The 23,905-nt window shown below is 72.3% G+C and carries 23 protein-coding genes; 15 read left to right on the top strand and 8 right to left on the bottom strand.

Annotated features, from left to right (window positions below):
* The first annotated feature begins 8 nt into the window (after positions 1 to 8).
* From ACWDBB_RS19980 to ACWDBB_RS19925, 12 genes are read left to right on the top strand one after another with little or no spacing between them, the layout of a single operon-like run.
* Positions 9 to 332 (top strand): TcmI family type II polyketide cyclase, encoded by a 324-nt coding sequence (locus tag ACWDBB_RS19980; RefSeq protein WP_449790867.1) that lies wholly within the window; start codon positions 9 to 11, stop codon positions 330 to 332.
* Positions 332 to 1,615 (top strand): beta-ketoacyl-[acyl-carrier-protein] synthase family protein, encoded by a 1,284-nt coding sequence (locus ACWDBB_RS19975; protein ID WP_449790866.1) that lies wholly within the window; start codon positions 332 to 334, stop codon positions 1,613 to 1,615. Before ACWDBB_RS19980 ends, ACWDBB_RS19975 begins: the two co-directional genes overlap by 1 nt.
* Positions 1,612 to 2,832 (top strand): ketosynthase chain-length factor, encoded by a 1,221-nt coding sequence (locus tag ACWDBB_RS19970; RefSeq protein WP_449790865.1) that lies wholly within the window; start codon positions 1,612 to 1,614, stop codon positions 2,830 to 2,832. Before ACWDBB_RS19975 ends, ACWDBB_RS19970 begins: the two co-directional genes overlap by 4 nt.
* Positions 2,833 to 2,849: 17 nt before the next feature.
* The gene (locus ACWDBB_RS19965; protein WP_392882932.1) at positions 2,850 to 3,119 is read left to right on the top strand and encodes an acyl carrier protein; all 270 of its coding nucleotides are present in this window, start codon (positions 2,850 to 2,852) and stop codon (positions 3,117 to 3,119) included.
* A 13-nt stretch (positions 3,120 to 3,132) separates the two neighbouring features.
* Positions 3,133 to 3,921 (top strand): 3-oxoacyl-ACP reductase FabG, encoded by a 789-nt coding sequence (gene fabG / locus ACWDBB_RS19960; RefSeq protein ID WP_449790864.1) that lies wholly within the window; start codon positions 3,133 to 3,135, stop codon positions 3,919 to 3,921.
* A 31-nt stretch (positions 3,922 to 3,952) separates the two neighbouring features.
* Positions 3,953 to 4,891, top strand: coding sequence for an aromatase/cyclase (locus ACWDBB_RS19955; RefSeq protein WP_449790863.1), 939 nt, complete (start codon positions 3,953 to 3,955; stop codon positions 4,889 to 4,891).
* Between the two features lie 3 nt (positions 4,892 to 4,894).
* Positions 4,895 to 6,901 carry an SDR family oxidoreductase gene (locus tag ACWDBB_RS19950; RefSeq protein ID WP_449790862.1) on the top strand — a complete coding sequence of 669 codons (2,007 nt, stop codon included), beginning with the start codon at positions 4,895 to 4,897 and terminating at the stop codon, positions 6,899 to 6,901.
* Between the two features lie 20 nt (positions 6,902 to 6,921).
* Positions 6,922 to 8,496 (top strand): acyl-CoA carboxylase subunit beta, encoded by a 1,575-nt coding sequence (locus ACWDBB_RS19945; protein WP_449790861.1) that lies wholly within the window; start codon positions 6,922 to 6,924, stop codon positions 8,494 to 8,496.
* Positions 8,493 to 8,717, top strand: a complete 225-nt coding sequence (locus ACWDBB_RS19940; protein ID WP_449790860.1) for an acyl-CoA carboxylase subunit epsilon — start codon at positions 8,493 to 8,495, stop codon at positions 8,715 to 8,717. The genes ACWDBB_RS19945 and ACWDBB_RS19940 overlap by 4 nt, the downstream gene beginning before the upstream one ends.
* Positions 8,718 to 8,749: 32 nt before the next feature.
* A complete protein-coding gene (locus tag ACWDBB_RS19935) occupies positions 8,750 to 9,793 on the top strand; it encodes an LLM class flavin-dependent oxidoreductase (protein ID WP_449790859.1) in 1,044 nt (347 codons plus the stop codon).
* On the top strand, positions 9,786 to 11,060 hold the full coding sequence (locus tag ACWDBB_RS19930; RefSeq protein ID WP_449790858.1) for an MFS transporter: 1,275 nt from the start codon (positions 9,786 to 9,788) through the stop codon (positions 11,058 to 11,060). The genes ACWDBB_RS19935 and ACWDBB_RS19930 overlap by 8 nt, the downstream gene beginning before the upstream one ends.
* The gene (locus tag ACWDBB_RS19925; protein WP_449790857.1) at positions 11,057 to 11,281 is read left to right on the top strand and encodes a ferredoxin; all 225 of its coding nucleotides are present in this window, start codon (positions 11,057 to 11,059) and stop codon (positions 11,279 to 11,281) included. Before ACWDBB_RS19930 ends, ACWDBB_RS19925 begins: the two co-directional genes overlap by 4 nt.
* A gap of 109 nt (positions 11,282 to 11,390) precedes the next feature.
* On the opposite strand, the gene ACWDBB_RS19920 is transcribed toward ACWDBB_RS19925, so the two are convergent.
* From ACWDBB_RS19920 to ACWDBB_RS19890, 7 genes are all read right to left on the bottom strand, one after another.
* The gene (locus ACWDBB_RS19920) at positions 11,391 to 12,587 is read right to left on the bottom strand and encodes a cytochrome P450 (RefSeq protein ID WP_449790856.1); all 1,197 of its coding nucleotides are present in this window, start codon (positions 12,585 to 12,587) and stop codon (positions 11,391 to 11,393) included.
* Between the two features lie 70 nt (positions 12,588 to 12,657).
* Entirely contained in the window at positions 12,658 to 13,497 is an 840-nt protein-coding gene (locus ACWDBB_RS19915; protein WP_449790855.1) for an SDR family NAD(P)-dependent oxidoreductase, read from the bottom strand.
* 146 nt (positions 13,498 to 13,643) lie between these two features.
* Positions 13,644 to 14,222 (bottom strand): TetR/AcrR family transcriptional regulator, encoded by a 579-nt coding sequence (locus tag ACWDBB_RS19910; protein WP_449790854.1) that lies wholly within the window; start codon positions 14,220 to 14,222, stop codon positions 13,644 to 13,646.
* A 140-nt stretch (positions 14,223 to 14,362) separates the two neighbouring features.
* On the bottom strand, positions 14,363 to 15,106 hold the full coding sequence (locus ACWDBB_RS19905) for a class I SAM-dependent methyltransferase (RefSeq protein WP_449790853.1): 744 nt from the start codon (positions 15,104 to 15,106) through the stop codon (positions 14,363 to 14,365).
* An 80-nt stretch (positions 15,107 to 15,186) separates the two neighbouring features.
* Positions 15,187 to 16,677: an MFS transporter gene (locus ACWDBB_RS19900; RefSeq protein WP_449790852.1), complete on the bottom strand. Its 1,491-nt coding sequence runs from the start codon at positions 16,675 to 16,677 to the stop codon at positions 15,187 to 15,189.
* 126 nt (positions 16,678 to 16,803) lie between these two features.
* A complete protein-coding gene (locus ACWDBB_RS19895; RefSeq protein WP_449790851.1) occupies positions 16,804 to 17,250 on the bottom strand; it encodes an RrF2 family transcriptional regulator in 447 nt (148 codons plus the stop codon).
* Between the two features lie 97 nt (positions 17,251 to 17,347).
* Entirely contained in the window at positions 17,348 to 17,854 is a 507-nt protein-coding gene (locus ACWDBB_RS19890; protein ID WP_449790850.1) for a nuclear transport factor 2 family protein, read from the bottom strand.
* Positions 17,855 to 18,041: 187 nt separating this feature from the next.
* Here ACWDBB_RS19890 and ACWDBB_RS19885 point away from each other — a divergent pair, with 187 nt between their 5' ends.
* Entirely contained in the window at positions 18,042 to 18,827 is a 786-nt protein-coding gene (locus ACWDBB_RS19885; RefSeq protein WP_449790849.1) for an SDR family oxidoreductase, read from the top strand.
* A 91-nt stretch (positions 18,828 to 18,918) separates the two neighbouring features.
* On the opposite strand, the gene ACWDBB_RS19880 is transcribed toward ACWDBB_RS19885, so the two are convergent.
* Positions 18,919 to 19,707 (bottom strand): SDR family oxidoreductase, encoded by a 789-nt coding sequence (locus ACWDBB_RS19880; protein ID WP_449790848.1) that lies wholly within the window; start codon positions 19,705 to 19,707, stop codon positions 18,919 to 18,921.
* Between the two features lie 623 nt (positions 19,708 to 20,330).
* On the opposite strand from ACWDBB_RS19880, the gene ACWDBB_RS19875 reads away from it, so the two are divergent.
* Both ACWDBB_RS19875 and ACWDBB_RS19870 read left to right on the top strand, forming a co-directional pair.
* The gene (locus ACWDBB_RS19875) at positions 20,331 to 21,563 is read left to right on the top strand and encodes a helix-turn-helix transcriptional regulator (protein ID WP_449790847.1); all 1,233 of its coding nucleotides are present in this window, start codon (positions 20,331 to 20,333) and stop codon (positions 21,561 to 21,563) included.
* A gap of 310 nt (positions 21,564 to 21,873) precedes the next feature.
* Positions 21,874 to 23,469 (top strand): alpha/beta hydrolase, encoded by a 1,596-nt coding sequence (locus ACWDBB_RS19870; protein ID WP_449790846.1) that lies wholly within the window; start codon positions 21,874 to 21,876, stop codon positions 23,467 to 23,469.
* Positions 23,470 to 23,905 lie beyond the last annotated feature (436 nt).

Below are 23,905 nucleotides of genomic sequence, written 5' to 3'. Positions count from 1 at the left end.
GGAAAACCATGCACAGCACTCTGATCGTGGCCAGGATGGCCCCCTCCTCGGCCCAGGACGTCGCCCAGCTCTTCGGCGCCTTCGACCGCACCGACATGCCCGGCCGGATGGGCACCCGCCGCCGTCAGCTCTTCTCCTACCGGGGCCTGTACTTCCACCTCCAGGACTTCGACGACGACAACGGCGCGAGCCGCATCGAGGAGGCCAAGACCGATCCGCTGTTCACCACGATCAGCGAGGACCTCAAGCCGTACATCGAGGCGTACGACCCGGCGACCTGGCGTTCCCCCGCGGACGCCATGGCCCGCCGCTTCTACGAATGGAGCGCGTGATGGGCGACGCCCACGGCCGGCGGGTCGTGATCACCGGTGTCGGGGTGACCGCGCCGGGCGGTCAGGGCACCAAGGGCTTCTGGAAGCTGCTCACCGACGGCCGCACGGCGACGCGCCGCATCTCGTTCTTCGACCCGTCACCGTTCCGCTCGCAGGTGGCCGCCGAGGTCGACTTCGACGCTGAGCTGTCCGGACTCACCCCCCAGGAGATCCGGCGCATGGACCGGGCCGCGCAGTTCGCGGTGGTCACGGCGCGCGAGGCGGTCGCCGACAGCGGCCTGGAGTTCGAGACGCTCGCCCCGCACCGCACCGGAGTGACGATCGGCAGCGCGGTCGGCGCCACGATGGGCCTCGACCAGGAGTACCGGACCGTCAGCGACGGCGGCCGCCTCGAACTGGTCGACCAGGCCTACGCCGTACCGCACCTCTACAACTACATGGTGCCCAGTTCCTTCGCGACGGAGGTCGCCTGGGCGGTGGGCGCCGAGGGCCCGAGCACGGTCGTCTCCACCGGCTGCACCTCCGGTCTCGACGCGGTGGGATACGCCGCCGACGTCATCCGGGAGGGCTCCGCGGACGTGATGATCGCGGGCGCCGCCGACGCGCCCATCTCGCCCATCACGGTGGCCTGCTTCGACGCGATCAAGGCGACCACGCCGCGCAACGACGATCCGCGGCACGCCTCGCGCCCCTTCGACAACAGCCGCAACGGCTTCGTCCTGGGCGAGGGCTCGGCGGTCTTCGTCCTGGAGGAGCTGGAGAGCGCCCGCAGGCGCGGCGCGCGGATCTACGCCGAGGTCGCCGGCTTCGCGACCCGGTCGAACGCCTTCCACATGACGGGGCTGCGGCCCGACGGCAAGGAGATGGCCGAGGCGATCCGGGTCGCCCTCGACGAGGCGAGGCTCGCCCCGCAGGACATCGACTACCTCAACGCGCACGGCTCCGGCACCAAGCAGAACGACCGGCACGAGACGGCCGCGTTCAAGCGCAGCCTCGGCGACCACGCCTACCGCACGCCGGTCAGCTCCATCAAGTCGATGGTGGGGCACTCGCTCGGCGCGATCGGCTCGATCGAGGTGGCCGCCTCGGTCCTCGCCATGGCCCACGACGTGGTGCCCCCGACCGCGAACCTCCACAACCCGGACCCGGAGTGCGACTTGGACTACGTACCGCTGACGGCCCGGGAGTGGAAGACCGACGCGGTGCTCTCCGTGGGCAGTGGGTTCGGCGGCTTCCAGAGCGCGATCGTGCTCGCCGCCCCCGACCGGGCGGGCGCCCGATGAGCTCGCGCACGGTGGTCACGGGACTCGGCGTCGTCGCGCCCACCGGCCTCGGGCTGGCGGACTACTGGGCGGCGACGCTCGCCGGACGGGGCGCGATCGGCCGGGTCACCCGGTTCGACCCGACCCCGTACGACTCCCGGCTCGCGGGCGAGATCCACGGCTTCGACGCCAAGGAGCACCTTCCCGGCAGGCTGCTCCCGCAGACGGACCGGATGACCCGCCTCGCCCTGGTCGGCGCCGACTGGGCGTTCGCCGACGCGGGCGTCGTCCCGTCCGAACTGCCCGACTACGACGTCGGCGTCATCACGGCGAGCCACTCCGGCGGCTTCGAGTTCGGGCAGAACGAGCTGCGCGCGCTGTGGAGCAAGGGCGGCCAGTACGTCAGCGCCTACCAGTCGTTCGCCTGGTTCTACGCGGTCAACAGCGGCCAGATCTCCATCCGCGGCGGACTGCGCGGCCCGAGCAGCGTGGTGGTCAGCGACCAGGCCGGCGGCCTCGACGCGGTGGCGCAGGCCCGCCGGCAGATCCGCAAGGGCACCCGCATGGTGATCTCCGGGGCGGTCGACGCCTCCATCTGCCCGTGGGGCTGGGTGGCCCAGCTGACCAGCGGGCGCCTGACCACCAGCGACGACCCGGAGCGCGCCTACCTGCCCTTCGACGACCGGGCCTCGGGCCACGTGCCGGGCGAGGGCGGCGCCCTGCTCGTCCTGGAGAACGCCGAGCACGCCCTGGAACGCGGCGCCCCGCAGGTGTACGGGGAGATCGCCGGGCACGCCTCCACGGTCGACCCGCGGCCCGGCAGCGACCGCGCGCCGACCCTGCAGCGCGCCATGGAACTGGCCCTGGCCGACGCCGGCCTGGCGCCGGACGACATCGACGTGGTGTTCGCCGACGCGGCGGCCGTGCCCGACCTGGACCGGGCCGAGGCGGAGGCGATCACCAAGGTGTTCGGGGTGCGCGCCGTGCCGGTGACCGCGCCGAAGACGATGACGGGCCGCCTGTACTCGGGCGCGGCACCGCTGGACCTGGCGGCCGCGTTCCTGTCGATGCGCGACGGCGTGATCCCGCCGACCACCGGCTCCACCCTGTCCCCGGACTACGACATCGACCTGGTCACCGGCGCCCCTCGCCCCCACGCGGTGCGCGCCGCCCTCGTACTCGCCCGCGGCCAGGGCGGATTCAACTCCGCGATGGTCGTCCGGGCCGCCCACCACTGACGGAAGGAAGGAACCCCGTGTCCACCACCGACTTCACCCTCACCGAGCTCAAGCGGATCCTCCTGGAGGCCGCCGGCGCCGACGCGGAGGCCGACCTGGACGGGGACATCCTCGACACCGAGTTCGCCGACCTCGGCTACGAGTCGCTCGCCCTCCTGGAGACCGCCGGGCGCATCGAGCGCGAGTACGGGATCAGCCTCGACGAGGACGCCTTCGGCGAGGCCCGCACCCCGCGCGCCCTGATCGACCTCGTCACCGCCCACCTGCCCGCCGCCCACGCCGCCTGACCGGGAGCCGAACATGACCGACACCACCACACCCAGGGTCGCCCTGGTCACCGGCGCGACCAGCGGGATCGGCCTGGCCTCGGCCCGGCTGCTCGCCGAGCAGGGGCACCGGGTGTTCCTGTGCGCCCGCGACGAGCAGGCCGTCGCCGAGACCGTCAAGGCCCTGCAGGACGAGGGCCTCGACGTGGATGGCACCACCGGCGACGTGCGCTCCAAGGAGCAGGTGGCCGACGTGGTGCGGGCCGCGGTCGCCCGCTTCGGGCCGATCGACGTCCTGGTGAACAACGCGGGCCGCTCGGGCGGCGGGGTGACCGCCGACCTGGCCGACGAGCTGTGGGAGGACGTCATCGCGACCAACCTCACCAGCGTGTTCCTGGTGACCCGCGAGGTCCTCAACGCGGGCGGGATGCGCGCCAAGTCGCGCGGCCGCATCATCAACATCGCCTCCACCGCCGGCAAGCAGGGCGTGGTGCTCGGCGCCCCCTACTCGGCGTCCAAGCACGGCGTGGTCGGCTTCACCAAGGCCCTCGGCAACGAGCTCGCGCCGACCGGCGTCACGGTGAACGCGGTGTGCCCCGGCTACGTGGAGACCCCCATGGCGCAGCGGGTCCGCCAGGGCTACGCGGACGCGTACGGCACCACCGAGGACGCGATCCTGGAGAAGTTCCAGTCGAAGATCCCGCTCGGCCGGTACTCGACGCCCGAGGAGGTCGCGGGCCTGGTCGGCTACCTCGCCTCCGACCTGGCGGGTTCCATCACCGCCCAGGCGCTGAACGTGTGCGGCGGCCTCGGCAACTTCTGATCCCGCCCGACCCGACTGAGGAGCACCCATCATGACGACCCGTGAGGTCGAGCACGAGATCACCGTCGCGGCGACGGCGAAGGAGGTCTACCGGCTGCTCGCCGAGGTGGAGAACTGGCCGCGCCTGTTCCCGCCGAACGTGTACGTCGAGACCCTGGAGCGGGAGGGCGACCGGGAGCGGATCCGGATCTGGGCCACCGCCAACGGCGAGGCCAAGAACTGGACCTCGCGCCGCGACCTCGACCCGGAGGGGCTGCGCATCACCTTCCGGCAGGAGGTGTCGTCCCCGCCGATCGCCGAGATGAGCGGCACCTGGATCATCGAGCCGCTGGGCCCGGAGGAGACCCGGCTGCGGCTGCTGCACTCCTACCGGGCCGTCGACGACGACCCCGGGTCGCTCGCCTGGATCGACGAGGCGGTCGACAGCAACAGCCGCGCCGAGCTGCCCTCGCTCAAGGCCGGGCTCGAAGAGGCCGCGCGGACCGCGGAGTTGACGCTGTCGTTCACGGACTCGATGCGGGTCGAGGGGTCCGCGAAGGACCTGTACGACTTCGTCAACGAGGCCGACCGGTGGGTCGAGCGCCTGCCGCACGTCGGTACCGTCAAGCTCACCGAGGACACCCCCGGCCTGCAGGTCCTGCGGATGGACACCGTCGCCAGGGACGGCTCCACCCACACCACCGAATCGGTGCGGGTGTGCTTCCCGCACCGGCGGATCGCGTACAAGCAGACCACGCTGCCCGCGCTCATGACGCTGCACACCGGGACCTGGCAGTTCGAGGAGGGCGAGGACGGGGTCGTCACGGCCTCCTCGCAGCACACCGTCGTCATCAACGCGGAGAACATCGCCGGGATCCTGGGCCCGGACGCGGACGTCGAGCGGGCCAGGACGTTCCTGCGCGACGCCCTCGGCACCAACAGCCGGGCCACCCTGGAGCACGCCAAGCGGTACGCGGAAGCGCGGCGCTGACCCATGCCGTCCACCTCGACTCCCCCGACGGACACCGACGTGGTGATCGTCGGCGCGGGGCCCGTCGGGCTGCTGCTCGCCGGGGACCTGCGCGCGCGCGGCGTGCGCACCACCGTCCTGGAACGGCTCGGCGCGCCGATGACCGAGTCCCGGGCGTCCACGCTGCACGCCCGCACCATGACGCTGTTCGAGGAGCGCGGCATCCTCGATCGGCTCGGTGAGCTGCCGGACGGCGGCCCCGGCCACTTCGGGGGCATGCGGCTCGACCTGACCGCCGCCGACCCCGGCCACCGGTACGCCGGCCAGTGGAAGTGCCCGCAGACCCGCATCGAGTCGGTCCTCCAGGAGCGGGCCGTGGAGCTCGGGGCGCGGCTGCGGCGCGGGCTGCGCGTGGTGTCCCTGACCGACCGGGACGGGCACGTCCTGGTCGAGGCCGTCGGGGAGGACGGTGAACGCGTCCGCGTCACCGCCGCGTTCGTGGTGGGGTGCGACGGAGGCGACAGCACCGTACGGCGGCTCGCCGGCTTCGAGTTCGCGGGCCACGCCGCGACCCGCGAGATGCTGCGGGCCGACGTGGCGGGCATCGACGTGCCGGCCCGACGCTTCGAGCGGCACCCCAACGGCCTCGCCGTGGCGCACCGCTGGCCGGACGGCAGCACCCGCGTGATGGTCCACGTCTTCGGCACGGACCCGAAGGAGCGCACCGGGCCGCCCACGTTCGACGAGGTCGTCACCGCGTGGGCGGAGGTCACCGGTGAGGACATCGGCCACGGCACGCCCCGGTGGCTGAACGCCTTCGACAACACGAGCCGGCAGGCGACCCGGTACCGCAGGGGCCGGGTCCTGCTCGCGGGCGACGCCGCCCACGTGCAGATGCCGGTCGGCGGGCAGGCGCTCAACCTGGGCCTGCAGGACGCCGCCGAACTCGGCGGGCGCCTCGCGGAGCGGGTCGGGTCCGAGGACCGCGACGACCTGCTCGACGGCTACGACCTCGTGCGCAGGCCCATCGGCGCGCACACCCTCGACAACATCCGGGCGCAGTCGCTGCTGCTCCTCGGCGGGCCCGAAGTGGAGCACCTGCGGGACGTGTTCGGCGAACTCCTCGGCCTGGCCCGGGTCCGCCGCCACCTGGCCCGCATGATCAGCGGCCTCGGCCGCCCCCAAGCCCCCACGGCACCGCACACCCCTCCCCTCGCGGGCGCCCCACCCGCCCCGACCGCATCGACCGACAGGAGTTCCACGATGGGCAGGCTCACCGACAAGACGGCGCTGGTCACCGGTTCCAGCCGGGGCATCGGCCGCGCCACCGCACAGCGCCTCGCCCGGGAGGGCGCCCTCGTCATCGTGCACTACGCCTCCGACCGGGCCTCCGCCGACGAGACCGTGGAGCTGATCGAGCGGGACGGCGGCCGCGCCTTCCCGGTCCGCGCGCCGCTCGGCGTCCCCGGCGACGTGCACGAGCTGTTCCTCGGCGTGGAGCGGGGCCTGAAGGAGCGGACCGGGGAGACCAGGCTCGACATCCTGGTCAACAACGCGGGCGCCACCACTCCGGCCGGGCTCGCCCCCGAGGACGTCACCGCCGAGGAGTTCGACCGGCTCTTCGCCGTGAACGCGAAGGCCCCGTTCTTCATCGTGCAGCGGGCGCTCCCGCTGCTCGCCGACGGCGGCCGCATCATCAACATCTCGTCGGGGCTCACCCGTTTCGCCAGTCCCGACCAGGTGGCGTACGCCATGACGAAGGGCGCCATCGAGCAGCTCTCGCTGCACTTCGCCCGGCACCTCGCCCCGCGCGGCATCACCGTGAACAGCGTGGCGCCCGGCATCACCGACAACGGCAGCGCGGTCTTCGACATCCCCGAGGCCGTGGAGCAGATGGCCCAGCTGTCCGCGTTCAAGCGGGTCGGCCAGGCGGGGGACGTCGCGGACGTCGTGACCTTCCTGGCCACCGACGAGGCCCGCTGGATCACCGGGTCCTTCGTCGACGCCAGCGGCGGCACCCTGCTCGGCTGACCCGACCACCAGGAGCGACGATGACCACCGCGCAGGCACCCGTGACCACCGCCGGCGACCGGCTCGGCGAACTCAGGGAACTCAAGGAACTGGCGCGGCTCGGAGCCGACCCGAAGGCCACCGAGCGCCAACACGCCAAGGGCAAGCTCACCGCGTACGAACGCATCGACCTGCTGCTCGACCCGGGCTCCTTCACCGAGGTGGAGCAGCTGCGGCGGCACCGGGCGACCGGCTTCGGCCTGGAGGCGAAGCGCCCCCACACCGACGGCGTGGTCACGGGCTGGGGCACCGTCGGGGGCCGGACGGTCTTCGTGTACGCGCACGACTTCCGCATCTTCGGCGGCGCGCTCGGCGAGGCGCACGCCCAGAAGATCCAGAAGATCATGGACATGGCCATCGCGGCCGGCGCCCCGCTGGTCTCGCTGAACGACGGAGCGGGCGCCCGCATCCAGGAGGGCGTCTCGGCGCTCGCCGGGTACGGCGGCATCTTCCAGCGCAACACCCGCGCCTCCGGGGTCATCCCGCAGATCAGCGTGATGCTCGGGCCCTGCGCCGGCGGCGCGGCCTACTCGCCCGCGCTCACCGACTTCGTGTTCGCGGTCCGCGGCATCTCGCAGATGTTCATCACGGGCCCGGACGTGGTGCGTTCGGTGACGGGTGAGCAGGTCACCCAGGACGGACTCGGCGGCGCCGACGTGCACGGCGGCGTGTCGGGCGTCGCGCACTTCGTGCACGACGACGAGGAGAGCTGCCTCGCGGACGTGCGCCTGCTGCTGTCGATGCTGCCGTCCAACAACCGGGAGCTGCCGCCCGCGGCCCCGAACGGCGACCCGGCCGACCGGCGCGTGGACCGCCTGCTCGACCTGGTGCCCGCCGACGGCAACCGGTCGTACGACATCCGCGACGTGATCACCGAGATCGTCGACGACGACGAGGTGCTGGAGGTGCACGCCCAGTGGGGCGCCAACCTCGTGTGCGCCCTGGCCCGGCTCGACGGCCAGGTGACCGGCGTCGTCGCGAGCCAGCCGTCCTCACTGGCCGGCGTCCTGGACATCAAGGCCAGCGAGAAGGGCGCGCGGTTCGTGCAGTTCTGCGACGCCTTCAACATCCCGCTGCTCACCCTCGTCGACGTGCCGGGCTTCCTGCCCGGTGTCGACCAGGAGCACGAGGGCATCATCCGGCGCGGCGCGAAGCTCCTCTACGCCTACTGCAACGCGACCGTGCCCCGGGTCTCGGTGATCCTGCGCAAGGCCTACGGCGGCGCCTACATCGTGATGGACTCCCGCTCCATCGGCGCCGACCTGTCCTACGCCTGGCCCACCAACGAGATCGCGGTGATGGGCGCGGAGGCCGCGGCCGACGTCGTCTTCCGCCGTGAGATCGCCGCGGCCCAGGACCCGGCCGCCACCCGCGAGCAGAAGATCAAGGAGTACCGGCGGGAGCTCGTCCATCCCTACTACGCGGCCGAACGCGGCCTGGTCGACGACGTCATCCACCCCGGCGACACCCGCTCCGTCCTGATCCGCGCGTTCGCGATGCTGCGCCGCAAGGACGTCGACCTGCCGCAGCGCAAGCACGGCAACCCCCCGCAGTGAGCGGCCGGCCGGCCGGCTCCGACGGCTCCTCGTTCCTGCGCGTGGAGCGGGGCAGCCCGGACCCGACCGAGCTGGGCGCCCTCATCACCGTCCTGTACGCCCGGCTGGCCGCCGCCCGGCAGGAGCCGCAGGAGTCCGGGCACCCGTCGGCGCGCTGGCGCCGCCTCGAGCGCGCGCCCGGCTTCCGGGGCCCGAGGACCTGGCGGCACGGCCCCAGTTGAGCACCGCACCCCCAAGACACGGAGACCAGAGCATGGATGTCGGACTTCTCTTCGACCTGCGCAACCCCGACCAGTGGCACCGGCCCTGGGCCGACCACTACGCCCGCTCCCTCGAGTTCTGCGAGGAGGCCGACCGGCGCGGCGCGAACGGCCTCTGGTTCACCGAGCACCACCTCTTCGAGGACGGCTACCTGCCCTCGCCCCTGACGTTCGCCGCGGCCGCCGCCGCACGCACCCGCAACGCCCGCATCGGCACCGCGGTCGTGCTCCCCAACCTCCACAAGCCCGCCCAGCTCGCCGAGGACGCCGCGGTCGTCGACCTGATCAGCGGCGGCCGGCTGGAGATCGGCTTCGGCGCCGGCTACCGGGTGCCCGAGTACGACCTCTTCGACGCCGACTTCAAGAGCCGCTTCACCCAGGTCGAACGCAACATCAGCGAGGTCAGGCGGCTCTGGGAGGAGGGCGGCATCACCCCGGGACCGCTCCAGTCGCCGGTCCCGCTGTGGGGCGGCTTCTACGGTCCGCGCGGCGCCCGCATCGCGGGCCGGCTCGGCATCGGCCTCCTGCACATCTCGCACGCGTCGTACGGGCACTACCGCGAGGGCCTGATCGAGGGCGGCCACGACCCCGAGCTCGCCCGGGTCTCCGACCTGCTCCCCGTGATGCTCGCCGACGACCCCGAAGCGGCCTGGCCCCGCGTCGCACCGCACCTCGCCCACCAGATGAACACCTACCGGCAGGGCTCGGTGGAGGGCACGGACCACCCCAGGCCGCCGCTGCTCGGCGCCGACGACTACCCGGAGGCCCCGAAGGCCGACGGCTCCTGGTCGACCCTGGAGATCCTCACGCCCGAGGACGCCGCGGCCCGCATCCACGAGCGGACCAAGGGCCTCCCGGTGAAGCACCTGATCTTCTGGGCGAGCATCGCCGGGATGCCGGACGACCTCGTCGCGCGCAACATCGAGTTGGTCAGCGAACGCCTGCCCGCGCTGCTCGCCGAGGCCGCCGGGTCCGACGCCGCCGGATCCGGGGCCGGCGCCGGATCCCGCCCGGGCGAGGTGCCCGCAGGTGACTGAGGCGCCCGCCGCGCAGCCCCTCTCCACGCCGGCCCGACAGGGCACCTGGCGGCTCCTGTTCATCCTGTCGGGCAACATGGTCCTCGACGCCATCGAGGTCTCGGTGGTCCTCGTCGCCCTGCCCTGGATCGGCGCCGACCGCGGCCTTTCCGTGTGGACGGTGCAGTGGCTGATGGGCGGCTTCGCCGCCGGATTCGCCGCGATGCTGCTCCTCGGCCCCCGTGCCACCGCCCGTTGGGGCCTGCGCCGCTGCTACCTGGTGGCGATGCTGGTGTTCGCCGCGGCCTCGGTGGCGGGCGGCCTGGCCGACTCGACCGCCCTCCTGATCGCCTCGCGCGTCCTCAAGGGCGGCTGCGCCGCGCTCACCGCGCCCGCCGGGCTGGCCCTGATCACCACCACGGTCCCCGACGGCCCGCCGCAGCGGCGGGCCGTGTCGGTGTACTCCCTGTTCGGCGCGGCCGGGTTCACCCTCGGCCTGCTGCTCTCCGGGGTGCTCACCGCGGCGAGCTGGCGCTGGACGTTCCTGTTCCCCGCGCCGCTCGCCCTCGTGCTCCTGGTGTGGGGCCTGCGGGTGATCCCGGACACCGGACGCCGGACGCCGCCGCGCCTGACGGCGGAACTCGCCCGCAACGGCTCGCTGATCCGCGCGACGCTCGGCGCGGCCACCCTCAACGGCACCTACGCGGCACTGCTCCTCCTGGTCACCTTCCAGGCGCACGACCGCTTCGGGTGGCGGCCCTGGCAGGTGGCGCTGGCGCTGCTCCCCGCGTGCGTGCCGCTCGCGGTGTCCGTGCCGTTCGCCGGCCGCCTGGTCGCCCGCTTCGGTACCCGGCGGCAGATCGCCGCCGGGGCGGCGGCCGCGTTCGCGGGCCAGCTGCTCCTGCTGCTGCGCCCCGAACCCGCCTCGTACGCCGGTGGTCTGCTGCCGACGCTCCTCCTCGTCGGCGCCGCCATGGCCCTGTCCTTCGCCGCCCTGAACATGCAGGCCACCCAGGACGTCGAACCGGGCCTGCGCGCGACGGCGGTGCCGCTGTTCCAGACGGGCGTGCAGCTCGGCGGTGTCCTGATGCTGCCGCTGACCGCCGCTCTGCTCACCCACTCCGGCGGCCGGCGACCGGCGCTCCTGGCCATCGCGCTCGCCGGGGCGACCGGGATCGGCGTCGCGGTCACCGGGACGCGCTCCGGCCGGCCGGGCGTCGCCCGCGTGGGCCCCGGGCCGCGCACAGAGCCGCGCACAGAGCCGCGCACAGAGAGGAACTCCCCATGACCGCTTCCCTGGAGATCACCGTCGAGGAGGACAGCTGCGTGGCCTCGGGGCAGTGCGTGATGACCGCGCCGGAGGTCTTCGACCAGCGTGACGAGGACGGTGTCGTCATCCTGCTCGACGCCCGACCGCCCGCCGCGGCCCACGACGGGGTGCGCGCGGCGGCGGCCCTCTGCCCGGCCGCCGCCATCCGCGTGGCGCACGGGCGGCGGCCGCGCGGCTGACCCCCGGCCGCGCCGCCGCGAGCAGCCCGGAGCCGCCCTCCGACCAGGAGGGCGGCTCACTCGTGCGTGGCCTTCCGCCCGGGGCGTCCCCGGGCGGAAGACCACCCGGTCACCACTCGACGGGAAGGCTCTTGACCCCGTACACCAGCGACTCCGTGCGGTACTCGATCTCCTCGAACGGGACGGCGAGCCGCAGGCCGGGGAAGCGGCGGAACAGCGCGGGCAGCGCGATGCCGAGTTCGAGGCGGGCGAGTTGCTGACCGACGCACTGGTGCCTGCCGTAGCCGAAGGCCAGGTGCGGCACCGGCTTGCGGCGCAGGTCGAGCACGTCCGCGGGCGAGGGCAGGTCGGCGCCGTGGTTGGCCATCACCGTCGAGACGACGACGTACTCGCCGGCGCGTACCTCCTGGCCGTTGACCGACAGGTCGGTACTCGCCCTCCTGACCAGCGGGGGCGCCACCGCGAGGAACCGCAGCAGTTCCTCGACGGCGCCACCGGACAGCTCGTCCTCGTCGCGCAGGACCGCCAGCTGCTCCGGGTGCGACAACAGGGCGAGGACGCTGAGCCCGATCATGCCGGAGAGGGTCCCGTGTCCGGCCACGAGGACGTCCAGGCCCATGCCGACGAGTTCGTCGTTGCCGAGCTCCGCACCGTGCTTGCGCACCAGGTCCCCGAGGATGTTGTCGCCCGGATCCCACCGGTGCGCGGCGACCAGTTGGGCCATGTAGTCGGTCATGGCCGCGAAGTTCTCCTGCTGGACCTCCAGCGTGGTGTCGACGCTGCTCGCGATCGAACTGCGCTCCAGGATGCCCGCCCGGTCCTCGAGCGGTGCCCCCAGCAACTCGCAGATCACCATCAGGGGCAGCGGTTCGGCGAAGGTCCTGATCAGGTCGGCGCCCGGACCGGCCGCCTCCACCGCGTCGAGGTGCTTCTCGACGATCTGCTCGATCACGCCGCTGAGCGCCCGGATCCGCTTCATCGTGAAGGCACCGGCCTGCATCCGGCGGTACCGGGTGTGCTCGTCCCCGTCGTAGTTGAGCAGGACGCCCGGCTGGTTCATCACCGAGCGCGGGCCGGTCCAGTGCGGATCGAAGGCGAACCCGACCTCGTGGCGGGCGTCGGACAGCACCGTACGGGCGTCGTCCTCCCGGGTGATGAGGACGGCCTCGACCTCGCCGAGCTGGGAGTTCGGCACCGGGACCCGGTGCAGCGACGGGTCCTGGTGCAGTTCCACCAGAGCGGGCCCGGGCCGGAACGGACACTCGGCCTGACGGTGGTTGTGCGGCATCGACACCGGTTCGGTCATGGCGTTCATTTCCTTCCTGACGGCACGAGGGCGATTCAGCGCGGAGCGGCCACCGGTCGCGGGCGGTTCGTCATGAGGCGCTCGCCTTCTCGCGCAGGAGTTCCCGGGTGATGCCGTCGAGCCGCGCCGCGGCGCCCTTGTCGAACGCCGGGCGCAGGAGGCTGAGGGGCGTGCCCTCCACGAAGGCGCTCAGCGGCTCCCGCGGCGGGGCGTCGATGATCTCGAGGATCGGCGGGACGGTGAACTCGACCGGCTGCGCGGCCCGCTTCATCTGGTCGATGTGCGCCGCGGTGGCGGCGTCGAACTCGCCCGCGAAGCCGGTGCGCGTCCCACCGGGGAACAGCAGCACGTACCGGGCGCGACGCGCGCTCCCGCCCTCGGCGAACGAGACGCCGAGGAGGTCGTTGAGCCGGCCGCCCTGGAACATCGCCGACCAGCCGTCGTAGCCCCGTTCGAAGCCGAGGTCGTTCCAGTTGACGCCCGGCGCCCCCACACCGGGACCGGCGATGTTCATCACGACCGGCGTCTCGGCCTTGTTCATCAGGTCCGCCAGGCCGTACCCGAGCAGGTACCGGCTGAGGTAGTACAGCGCGAAGTTGTGCTCGATCCCCTCCGAGGTCACCATCCGGTGGCTGCGGAAGTAGCGCGCGCACAGCACGAGGACGTCCACCGCCTCGAACCGGTCCTCGATCTCCGCGATGACGCGCCGGTTCTCGCTGACGAGGCTGAGGTCGGCCTCGATGAAGAAGGCGCGGTCGGCCGCGCCCAACTTCTGCGCCGTGTCGAGGTACTTCTTCCCCTTCACCGGGTCCGGAGCGATGACGACCACCTGGTCGCCCCGGCCGAGATAGGTGTTCGCGAGCGCCTGCCCGATACCGGAAGTGCCCCCCGTGACAACAATGGTCTTCACCGTGATCCTCCTCGGAACACTGGGTCGTGAGATTCTGCGCAGCAGAAGAGCTCCCGCCCGCGGGCAGACTTCACCCCGGGACGGATGGCGAAAAAGAGAGAAATCGGGAAAGAGAGAAATCGGGAAAAGGGGTCAGCGTCAGGAGATCAGCCGACCGCGGCGGCGATCTCCGCCCGGACCACGTCGCCGGCGAACTCGACGGCCGCTTCCGCGGCGCCGGTGGACCCCAGGGTCGACCCGTTCACGTAGACACCGTCGATGATCAGCATGATCCGGTCGCCGAGCCGCTCCGGGTTCGCGGCCGCGGTTCCGCGTGCGAGGTCCCGCAGTTGCTCGCGCACGCGCCGGAAGTGCTTCACGGAGACCTGGTGCGCCGGGTGGTCCGGGTCGGGGAACTCCGCCTGGGTGTTGCGCAGCGGGCAGCCCCTGGCGTTCGGCGCCATGGCCCGGACCGCCCGGACCAACTCGACGAGCCGCTCCTCCGGCGACTCCACCGCGGCGCACACACCGGTCACGAGCCGGTCCCAGTCCTCGGCGGACCGCTCGAGGTAGGCCACCACCAGCTGGTCCTTGCCGGAGAACTCCCGGTAGAGCAACTGCTTTCCGCAGCCGGCCTCGTCGATGATCTGCTGCATGCCGACCGCGTGCACGCCCCGCTGGTCGAAGAGGTGGGCAGCGGCGTCCAGGATGCGCTCGCGGGTACCGGCAGCAGGTTTCCGGGCCATGGGCCGAGGCTAGCAGACCATTCGGTCCCGTCCCGGCCGAACACCGGTCGTCACGACCGCGCTCGCGGCGCACCGCGGCCGCCGTGCGCGGGCCCTGGGCCCTGGGCCGCGCCACCCGCGCGGCCCAGGACGACGGAGCCTCACCTGCGCCGCGCACGCACATGGGACATCGGTGTCAGCACCCGCCCGCGCTCGTCCACCCGGATCGCGTCCGGGCCCGGCCTGGCCCCGGTGTCCGGGGCGTCCGCCGTGCCCAGCCTGGCCAGGATCTCGCGGGTGAAGGTCGTGGCGAAGACGGCTTCGGCGATGTCCTCGATCTCCCAGTGCGGGCCGAGGTTCGCGTGCAGGTTGGCCTCGCTGACCAGGGCCTCCGCCACGATCGGCGTCCCCGACGGCATGGACTCCGCGAAGCAGAACAGGTGCAGCGTGGCACCCGGCCGGCACACCCGGTGGAGCGCGGCGGCGTACGCCGAGCGCTGCTCGTCGTTCAGGCAGTGGTAGAGGCCGCTGTCGAGCGCGGTGTCGAAGTCGCTTCCGACACCGTCCAGTTCGGTGGCGTCCGAGGTCAGGAACCGCACCCGCGCGCCCTGGGCCGCGGCCCGCCGCACCGCCTCCTCGATCGCGCTGGGCGAACCGTCCACGCCGGTCACCTCGTACCCCTGGCCCGCCAGCAGGATGGCGTTCTCGCCCAGTCCGCAGCCCACGTCGAGCACCTTGCCGCTGAAGCCGCCCGCGCGCGCCAGGTCCACCACGGCCCGCTGGGGCTCGCCGATGTCCCAGGGGATCAGCACCTCACCGGGGGCGACGCCGTCGAAGGACGCGCGCCCCGCGTACAACGCCTCGTATTCCTTGTCCTCTTGAGAGAAAGTCCGCTGCGTGGCCATGCCGGTCCCCTTGTCGCTCGCAAGCTCGTCAACCAACACTCGGTGGATCTGGCGCGCCCCGGACGGGGCGGGTCGCGTCCCTACTGGACGTTGTTCACTTCCTGCGCCGACGCGGCCACCGGGGCCGTCTCGGCCTTCGCTCCGGCCTCGCCCTTCGTTCCGGCCTCGCCCTTCGCTCCCGCCTCGTCGTTCGCTCCGGCCGCGGCCGCCGCCGTGGGACGCATCCGGGACGCGACGACGAGCGTGAGGACGACGACCACGGCCATGGCCAGGAAGACGTCGGAGTAGGCCGAGCCGTGGTGGCCGGAGAAGAGGGGGTTGATGGCGTCGCTGCCGCTCTGCTGCCTCGCGGACACCAGCACACCGAACACGGCCGGGCCGGTACCGGCCCCGAGGAACTGGGCGCCCTGGAGGATCCCGAGGCCGACACCGACCTGCTCGGGCGGAAGTTCGCTCGCCGCGGCGCCGATGATGGTGGTCATCACGAACATGAAGCCGATGCTCAGCCCGAGGATCCCGATGCCGGCGAAGACCACCGAGGAGCCGCCGGTGAAGGACGAGAGGAACAGCGAGAACAGCCCGATGAGGCCGAGCCCGAAGAGCACCAGGACCCGCGCGTTGACGCGGCCGGCGAGGCGGCCGATCCACGGCGAGAGGAGCGCGGTCACGACGCCGGCCGGGATCATGACCAACGCGCCCTTGCCCGGGGTGAGTTCGTTGACCTCCACGAGCAGCAGCGGGACGAACACCAGACCGCCGAGGTTGACGACCATCGCCAGGAACGCGACGAGGATGCCGGTCCGGTAGACGCGGTTGGTGAACAGCGACGGCGGGACGAACGGCTGGTCGACCCGGACGGTGCGCAGCCCGAAGACCACGAGCGCCACGACGGCGACCAACAGGCTGCCCCAGGCCAGCGGGTCGGTGAAGCCGGAGACCTGCGCCCGGGTCATGCCGAACAGGACGAGGCCGGCTCCGAGGCCGAGCAGGAGGCCGCCGGGGAGGTCGAGCCGGCCCGAGCCCTGCGGAGTCTCGTCCGGCAGTACGCGCAGGGCCGGGACGAGCAGCAGCAGCGAGACCACGAGCATGATCCAGAACAGCGCGGGCCAGCCGAGCGCCTGCCCGATGCCGCCGCCCAGCGCCGGGCCGGCGGCGGTGCCGACGCCCGCACCGGCGGAGACGACGCCGATCCCGACACCGCGCCGCTCCGGCGGCAGCAGCGTCGTGACGGCGATGATCGAGAGCACGGGGATCGCGGCCGCGCCGATGCCCGTCACGATCCGCCCGGCCACGAGCACGGCCAGGTTCGGGGAGAGCGCGCAGATCAGGCTTCCGAGGGCGTAGGTGAGCAGCGCGAACGCGAAGAGCCGGCGCAGGCTCACCCGGTCCGAGATGCGGCCGTACAGGGGGATCCCGACGGAGAACATCAGCAGGAACCCGGTGACGACCCAGGCGAGTTCCGCCTCGGAGGCGCCGAACTCGGACCCGATCGTCGGGAGCATCAGGTTGACCATGTCGCTGGCCGTGACCGTGGCGAGGATCGCCGGCATCAGGACGGCGAGTAAGCCCATCCCCGAGCCGGTCCGCTCGGTCGTTGTCGACGTGGAAGTCATTCCAGGCCCTTCGGGTGACTTTCCGCCACCATGATAGTTACAGTTAGGGCAAAAGGGCGGCGGAGGCACTGCCTCCGCCATCGGTCAGCTGGTGACGCGTTGTGCGAGCTCCCGCTCACTGGCCAGCACTTGCCGGACGAGGTGGGCGATCGTCGTCCGCCCGAGCCGTTCCTTCATGGCCCGCTCCGCGTCCTGGAACTCCGCCTCGAGCAGCTTCTGCATATTCCGCCCCACCTCGCACTCCGCGCTCGGCGGATGCGGGTGCCGCGAAAGGATCGGCCCCGCCTCCACCGCGGTGTACGCGTCGTAGAGCGTGATCTCGCGGGCGGGCCTGGCGAGCGACCAGCCGCCGTTGCGCCCCTCGGTGGACAGGACCAGGTCGGCGTCCCGCAGGCTGCCGAGGATCCGCCGCACCAGAACCGGATTGCTGGCCAGGCTCTCCGCGATCTCCACGGAGGTCAGCGAGTGGTCCCAGCGCCCCAGCATGGTGAGTGCGTGGATCGCGACCGCGCTCCTGCTGCTGATGCTCACCGTGATGACCCCTTCGCGACGGTCGCCTCGCCGATCCAACTGCAACTACGCTAGTAGCGGTTTTATCCGGGTGTCAATCCGCCGCACGCGTGCGAGCTCACCAGGGCCAGCGCCACTCCTTGTTCTGCGGAACCACCCAGTAGTGCTCCAGTTCGACACGCTCGAACAGCCACCGGCCGTCCTCGAACACATAGGTGTCGGAGAACCGGCCGACGCTCTGGTGCACCAGGTCCGCCCGGTCGAACCGGACGTGCTCCACGAAGAAGCAGGCGCCGGACGCACGGTCGTCGCCCTCGACCTCCACCTGGTGGACCTGGTTGAAGTTCCTCAGGGCCACCTCGGAGGCCCCCTGGAGCTCGACCATCTTCGGCAGCAGCGCGCTGTAGTACTCCTGGATCGCCGCGCGCCCACGGGCGTCGCCGAAGCTTCCGTAGTCCAGATGCGCGTCCTTCGCGAACAGGGCGCCGAGGCCCTGCCAGTCCCGCGAGTTGAGGCAGTGGTGGAAGGCGTTGCGCAGCTTCGTGAGCTCACGGATCGCCTCCAGCTCCCGCACCCTGGCCGACAGTTCGTCGATCCGTGCCACCAGGTCAACCTCGTCCGCCATCGTGCATCCTCCCGAGCGCCTCGGATCCCGTTCCGCCTCTTGCCGGAACCGGACCGAGAGTCGCAGCCGCGGAACACGCGTCACAAGGCCCGCACGCCTTTCCTGTGGTCGGCCCGCAATCCTCCGACTCCCCCGCGCGACTAGGGTCGAGCCGCAGGAACGCCGGCGACACCCGACGGGAGACACCGTGAAGCAGTCGAAGCGCATAGCCCTGATCAGTGGTGCGGGCCGCAACATCGGCGCCGCGACGGCCAAGGAGCTGGCCGGCCGCGGCTACCACGTGATCGTGAACTACCGGAGCGACGCCGAGGCGGCGGCGGACGTGGTCACGGAGATCGAGTCGCGCGGCGGCACGGCCGAGGCGGCGCAGGCCGACGTCTGCGACGCCGACCAGGTCGGCGCCCTCGTCGAGCGGGTGCGGGCCGACCACGGGCGCATCGACCTGCTGATCTGCAACGCCAACACCGTGACACCGCCCTTCGCCTCCTTCGCCGAGCTGAGCTGGGACGCCTTCGCCGCGAAGGTCAACGGGGAGCTCGCCGGCTCCTTCTTCCTCACCCAGCACACGCTCGCCGTCATGCGCGAACAGCGGTCTGGCCGGATCATCTACATCTCCAGCACGGCCTCGGACACCATCGGCATGGCCCTGCCCCACTCCGTCGCCAAGGCGGCGCTGAACACCTTCAGCCGCCACATCGCCGGCATCGCCGCCGAGCACGGGGTGACCGTGAACACCGTCGCGCTCGGCGCCGTGCACACCGACGCCACGGCGGAGTTCAGCGAGGAGTTCTGGAAGTACACGACCGACCGCTCGGTGGCGGCACGCCGGGTGGAGCCGGCGGACGCCGCGCGCGCCGTGGCCCTCGTCGCCGACGACGGCTTCGCCTTCACCTCCGGCCAGGTGATCCGGGTCGACGGCGGCTTCGAGGTCCTCGACCAGCAGCTGCACCCCCTGGCGCACAGCTTCCGCTGACGGCGCTCCCGTGGGGCCGGACGCCGGCGGCCGACCCCACGGGACGCCCGGTGCACGGCGGGCACCCGGCGCGACGCGAGCGCCCACGGGTCTACTCGAAGTGCCGCACCATCGGGTTGAGTTGCCGGTCCAGGACCTCGAAGCCGCCGTCCACCCGCAGCACCTGGCCCACCGACCCGCTGAAGTCCTCGTCGGCGAGCATCGCGATGCTGCGGGCCGCCTCGTCGGCCTCCAGCAGCCGGCCGGACGCCGACCGGCTCTCCATGAACGTGCGGAGCTCGTCCGTCATGACACCCGCGGTGGCATCGGTCCGCACCGCGCCGAAGGCGACGGTGTTGACGACGACCCCGTACTGGGCGGCGACGCCCGCGACGTGCCGGCTGAAGGTGTTGAGCGCGGCCTTGGCCGTGGAGTGGGCCGCGACGGTGCCGATCGTGTCCGCCGCGGTGCTCGAGACGTAGACGATCCGGCCCCTGCGCTCCTTAACCATGGCGCCCAGCACGGCCTGGGTGAGGAAGTACGCTCCCGCCAACTCCCCGGTCACCTTCCCGATGAAGTGGTCCCAGGAGAGCGTGAGCAGGGGCTCGAACGGCGGGTTCACCGTGTTGGCGTTGCAGACCAGGGCGTCGAGGCGACCCCGGTCGGCGCGGATGCGGTCGAGCATCCCCGACACCTGCCCGGGGTCGCAGACATCGGCCCGCAGCGCCTGGGCCGATCCGCCCGCGGCCTCGATCGAACGCACCACCTCCGCTGCCGCGTCGGCGTTCTGACGGTAGTTCACGACCACGTGGTAGCCGCGCCTTCCCATCTGCCGCGCGGTAGCCGCTCCGATCCCGCGGCTCGCACCGCTGATCAGCACCACCCGCTGTGACTGCTCCACGTTTCCTCCCTGGTCCTGGGCGTCCGGGGTCTGCCCGTCAGGCGACCTTGGACCCGGACCGGCCGCGTCGTCTCTACGGGTCTCCACCAGATTCCCCGCCCCTCCCGCGGGGCTCCCCCATGACCCCGCGGGGCTCGACGCCTTACCGCTTGTTTGCCTTTTGACAGAAGCTTCGTATCGTGACATGATTCCCACACCGGGACGTGGACCGATCGGTCCAGCATCAATAGAGATTCACCGCGCGGAGCTTCTCAGAGCCAGGGGCCGCTCCCGGCAAGAGGGTTCACCCAAGGGCGGGGCGACGGCCTCGCGAAACTTTCCGACCGACATCACCGTCAAATCCCCTGCCGGCACCGGGGGCACGGCCCAGGTCGTGGCCTCCCCGTTTCGCCGAGCAGTTCCCAGCCCGACCTCCGCCGACGGCCATCAATGGCGATGCCGCAGATCCCGAGGTCAGCCGCGGGCGACCGGCCCGACGCGCCCCAGTCCGCGTCGTGTTGTGAAGTGGCACCATTCGTCAGCTATGGGGGTGGCAGAAAATGGCCGGAGACGATAGGAATTGCCAAACCACAAAGGCCGGTATCAGAACCGATGAGGCCCCCGCGTTCCCGACGGCCAGGAACGTGGCGAATACCTACGTACCGGGAATCCCCCTCACCGAGAACCGCGCACTCCTGCCACCCGACGAGTTGAGTCTCGCCCTGAGCACCATCGAGTTCGCGAATCGCGGAGTCGACCGCGTGATGGTCAACGAGCAGGCCAAATGGCTGCTCGACACGGCGGAACCGCACCGGAACCCGCACCGCACCTGGCTCGCGATCCTGGCCCTGCTCTACGCCGGAGACCTCGAATCCGCCGACGCGCAGTGCAGGAGGCTCCGGGACGACCCCGCGTGGACGGGCTCGGCCCCGCGCCGGGAGCTGCTCACCCTGCTGCGGGCACGGAGCAGCCTGCTCGCGGGGAGGGCCTGCCAGGCCGCGGACATGCTCCAGACCATGCTCGATCGCGGCACGTCCACGCAGTCGGCCTGCCTCGCGATCGCCTGGCTGATCGAGGCGCTGGTCCACCTCGGCGAACTCGACCGGGCGCACCAGGTGCTGCTCGACAGCAAGCTGGCCGGGCCGCTCGACCCCGACCTGCCGGACCGTGCCCACGTCCTGGCCGCCCGCGGGGCCCTCCACCTGGCCGGCGGGCAGTTCCGACACGCCATCGACGACTACATGGCGTGCGGCTGGGTCCTCGACAGCTGCTTCGTCGTCAACCCCGCGGTGATCCCTTGGCGTTCGAGGGCCGTGTTCGGGGCGCTGGGCATCCGCCGGTACGACCTGGCACTCGCCCTCGCCGAGGAGGAGCTCATCGCGGCGAGCAAGTGGGGATCTCCGCGCGGCATCGGCATCGCCCTGCACGCCGTGGGCGTGGCACGCCGGGACGGCACCTCCGTCGCCGCACTCGAGGAGGCCGTGGCACTGCTGGCCCAGGGCCACGCGCGCACCGAGTTCATGCAGGCCCTCTACGACCTCGGCATGATGCAGATCCGGCGCCAGGACGTGTCAGCGGGCCGCAGGCGGCTCGTCGAGGCGGCCATGGTCGCGTACGAGTGTCGCAACGCCTTCTGGCAGAAGCGCATCCGCTTCGCCCTGGAACGCCTCCAGGCCCCCGCCAACACCTCGAAGCTCACCCGCCAGGAGGAGAAGATCGCCTACCTGGCCCGTGCCGGACACAGCAACCGGCACATCGCCCAGATGACCTGCCTGACCGTCCGGACCGTCGAGTTCCACCTCTCCAGCGTGTACCGCAAGCTCTCCATCTCCGGCCGCCGGGAACTCGTCACCGCGCTGATCTCCGTCCCGTCCTGACACCCCACTCCACCGGGCGCCGCCCCCAAGACGGGCGAGCGGCGTGAAAGGAGAGCGCGAGGTCGACCACGGGGACGGAACTACGACGCAATACGAACTCCGCACCATCCAGGGCCGGTTCGGCGTCTAGGCTGAACTACTTGTACCGCAGGGCCGTCTCGATGACGGCCCCGGGGTCCAGGTGCTTCGCTTCGTCCCGGGTGCTCCACCACGACGAATCCGGCCCGGGGACGGAGAAGGAAAGGCTGATCACAGGGGCTCTCCTCCGCTGGTTCCGCGGGGAAGAGGCCCACGTCGCCGAGGAGGCCTCATGCCCGCCCCCCAGCGCAGCCGCTCCGCTCCCGCCGCCCGACGGTGCCGGATCCTCCGGCGCACCGTCGCGGCCGGCCTCGCCCTCACGGCCTGCCTGAGCGCGCCCGCCGCCGCGACGCCGCCCGCGCAAGCCACGGAAGGCCTCGCCCGGGGGCTCGACCGCTACTACGGGCAGCACCTCGACTGGCACGGCTGCGTCCTGGGCCCGGACGACCAGGACGGTGCCGCACTCGAACGGGCCGGCGCCCGCTGCACGGACGTCACCGTGCCGCTCGACTACGCGGACCCCGGCGGACGCACTGTCACGCTGGCGCTCTCCCGGATCAAGGCCACCGACACCCGCCACCGGATCGGCGCACTGCTGCTCAACGACGGCGGCCCCGGCAGCCCGACGCTCGGCGCACCACCCCGGGTGCACGCCGCCCTCAAGGAGACCGCCGACCGCTTCGACATCGTCGGGCTGGACCCGCGCTTCGCCGGCCGCAGCGCGCAGATCGACTGCGGCTGGCCCGTCGGCTTCAGCATCCAGTCCTCCGGGACCGGCCGGGCGGGCTTCGAGCGGCAGGTCACTCTCCAGCGGGACCTCGCGGCCAAGTGCCGCTCGGCGGCCGGCGATGTGCTGCCGTACGCGAGCACCCGCGACACGGCCCGGGACCTGGACGTGGTCCGGGGCGCGCTCGGCGAGCGGAGGATCTCCTACCTCGGCCTGTCCTACGGCACGTACCTCGGCACGGTGTACACCCAGATGTTCCCGGGCCGCGTCGACCGGATGGTCCTGGACAGCGCGCTGGACCCGGGCCGCGTCGGCCCCGCGCTGGTCCCGAGCCAGCTGCCCGGGCTCGAGCACGCGTTCGCCGACTGGGCGGACTGGGCGGCGGCCCGCCACGACACGTACGGGCTCGGCCGCACCCGCGAGGAGGTGACCGCCAGGATCCTGCGCACCGTGGAGACGGCCGCGAACCGCCCGCTCGTCGTCGGCACCGGCGCCGACGCCTTCGAACTCGACGACTCCCGGGTGCCGTTGCTGCTCTTCGCGGGGCTCCAGGGCGACTCCGCCCCGGAACGGGCCTCCCTCGCCGAGCAGATGGCGATGCTCGCCGAGGCTGCGGCGGGCCGGCCGGTCACCCCGACCGCGGACACCACCGCCCTGCTGCGATTCCTGTTCAGCCCGCAGGGGTCGCCGGCCGGCAGTGCCATGCAGGCCATCGCGTGCGCGGACGGAACCGCGTCCCGCGACCCCGAACACTACTGGCGCGAGATCGAGCGCAGTCGCGCCGAGAGCCCGCTGTTCGGCCCGCTGCTCGACAACATCACCCCCTGCGCCTTCTGGGACCGCCCGCGCGAGGCGCCCACCCAGGTGCTCCGCAACGCCCGGGCGCTGATCCTCTCCGCCACCGGCGACCCCCGCGCCCCCTACCGCGGCGGCGTCGCCCTGCACGACATGCTGCCCGGCTCGCGCCTGCTGACCCTCCAGGGCGCCGACCAGCACGGGCTGTACGGGATCTACGGCAACGCCTGCGTGGACGACACGGTCAACGCCTACCTGGCCGGCGGACGCCTGCCGGACACCGACCCGACCTGCACCCGCCAGTAGCCGGCCGCCGTCGGCGCGGGCCCGCGGACACTTCACGGGCCCGCAACGGCCGCCCGCAGCGGGTGCTCGCCCGTCCACCAGGTGCCGGGGCCGATCGGCACCGCCGGCCAGGAGTACGGTCCTGGCCGGGGCGGCTCCCGGAGTCTGCTCCCGGGCGCGGTTTCGTCCTGGGTGCGGACGAACTCCCCTCCCCCCGAGTGGTCCTCTTGATGAAGGCCGGGAATCACCGGCGCCATTCATCGGAGGGGTCCTTTCGTGTACGAGCACGCACCGCACAGCCGTTTCCCACTCTCCCGCCGGGGCGGCCGACACCGGGCGGTGGCGGTCGTGACCGCCGTGGCCGCCGGGGTCGTGGCGGCCTCGGCACTGGCACCGACCGCGGCGTTCGCGGGCGGCAGGCCGGACAGCGTCCAGTCGAGCCTGAACGCGCTGGTGA

Source organism: Kitasatospora sp. NPDC001095 (genome assembly GCF_053598615.1).
This window is presented reverse-complemented; position numbering and strand designations above follow the sequence as displayed.

What these genes read in the sequence shown, in the direction of transcription:
- ACWDBB_RS19980 (WP_449790867.1), top strand. Translation starts at nt 9, where the DNA reads ATGCACAGCACTCTGATCGTGGCCAGGATGGCCCCCTCCTCGGCCCAG.
- ACWDBB_RS19975 (WP_449790866.1), top strand. Translation starts at nt 332, where the DNA reads ATGGGCGACGCCCACGGCCGGCGGGTCGTGATCACCGGTGTCGGGGTG.
- ACWDBB_RS19970 (WP_449790865.1), top strand. Translation starts at nt 1,612, where the DNA reads ATGAGCTCGCGCACGGTGGTCACGGGACTCGGCGTCGTCGCGCCCACC.
- fabG (WP_449790864.1), top strand. Translation starts at nt 3,133, where the DNA reads ATGACCGACACCACCACACCCAGGGTCGCCCTGGTCACCGGCGCGACC.
- ACWDBB_RS19955 (WP_449790863.1), top strand. Translation starts at nt 3,953, where the DNA reads ATGACGACCCGTGAGGTCGAGCACGAGATCACCGTCGCGGCGACGGCG.
- ACWDBB_RS19950 (WP_449790862.1), top strand. Translation starts at nt 4,895, where the DNA reads ATGCCGTCCACCTCGACTCCCCCGACGGACACCGACGTGGTGATCGTC.
- ACWDBB_RS19945 (WP_449790861.1), top strand. Translation starts at nt 6,922, where the DNA reads ATGACCACCGCGCAGGCACCCGTGACCACCGCCGGCGACCGGCTCGGC.
- ACWDBB_RS19935 (WP_449790859.1), top strand. Translation starts at nt 8,750, where the DNA reads ATGGATGTCGGACTTCTCTTCGACCTGCGCAACCCCGACCAGTGGCAC.
- ACWDBB_RS19925 (WP_449790857.1), top strand. Translation starts at nt 11,057, where the DNA reads ATGACCGCTTCCCTGGAGATCACCGTCGAGGAGGACAGCTGCGTGGCC.
- ACWDBB_RS19920 (WP_449790856.1), bottom strand. Translation starts at nt 12,587, where the DNA reads ATGACCGAACCGGTGTCGATGCCGCACAACCACCGTCAGGCCGAGTGT.
- ACWDBB_RS19910 (WP_449790854.1), bottom strand. Translation starts at nt 14,222, where the DNA reads ATGGCCCGGAAACCTGCTGCCGGTACCCGCGAGCGCATCCTGGACGCC.
- ACWDBB_RS19905 (WP_449790853.1), bottom strand. Translation starts at nt 15,106, where the DNA reads ATGGCCACGCAGCGGACTTTCTCTCAAGAGGACAAGGAATACGAGGCG.
- ACWDBB_RS19900 (WP_449790852.1), bottom strand. Translation starts at nt 16,677, where the DNA reads ATGGGCTTACTCGCCGTCCTGATGCCGGCGATCCTCGCCACGGTCACG.
- ACWDBB_RS19890 (WP_449790850.1), bottom strand. Translation starts at nt 17,854, where the DNA reads ATGGCGGACGAGGTTGACCTGGTGGCACGGATCGACGAACTGTCGGCC.
- ACWDBB_RS19870 (WP_449790846.1), top strand. Translation starts at nt 21,874, where the DNA reads ATGCCCGCCCCCCAGCGCAGCCGCTCCGCTCCCGCCGCCCGACGGTGC.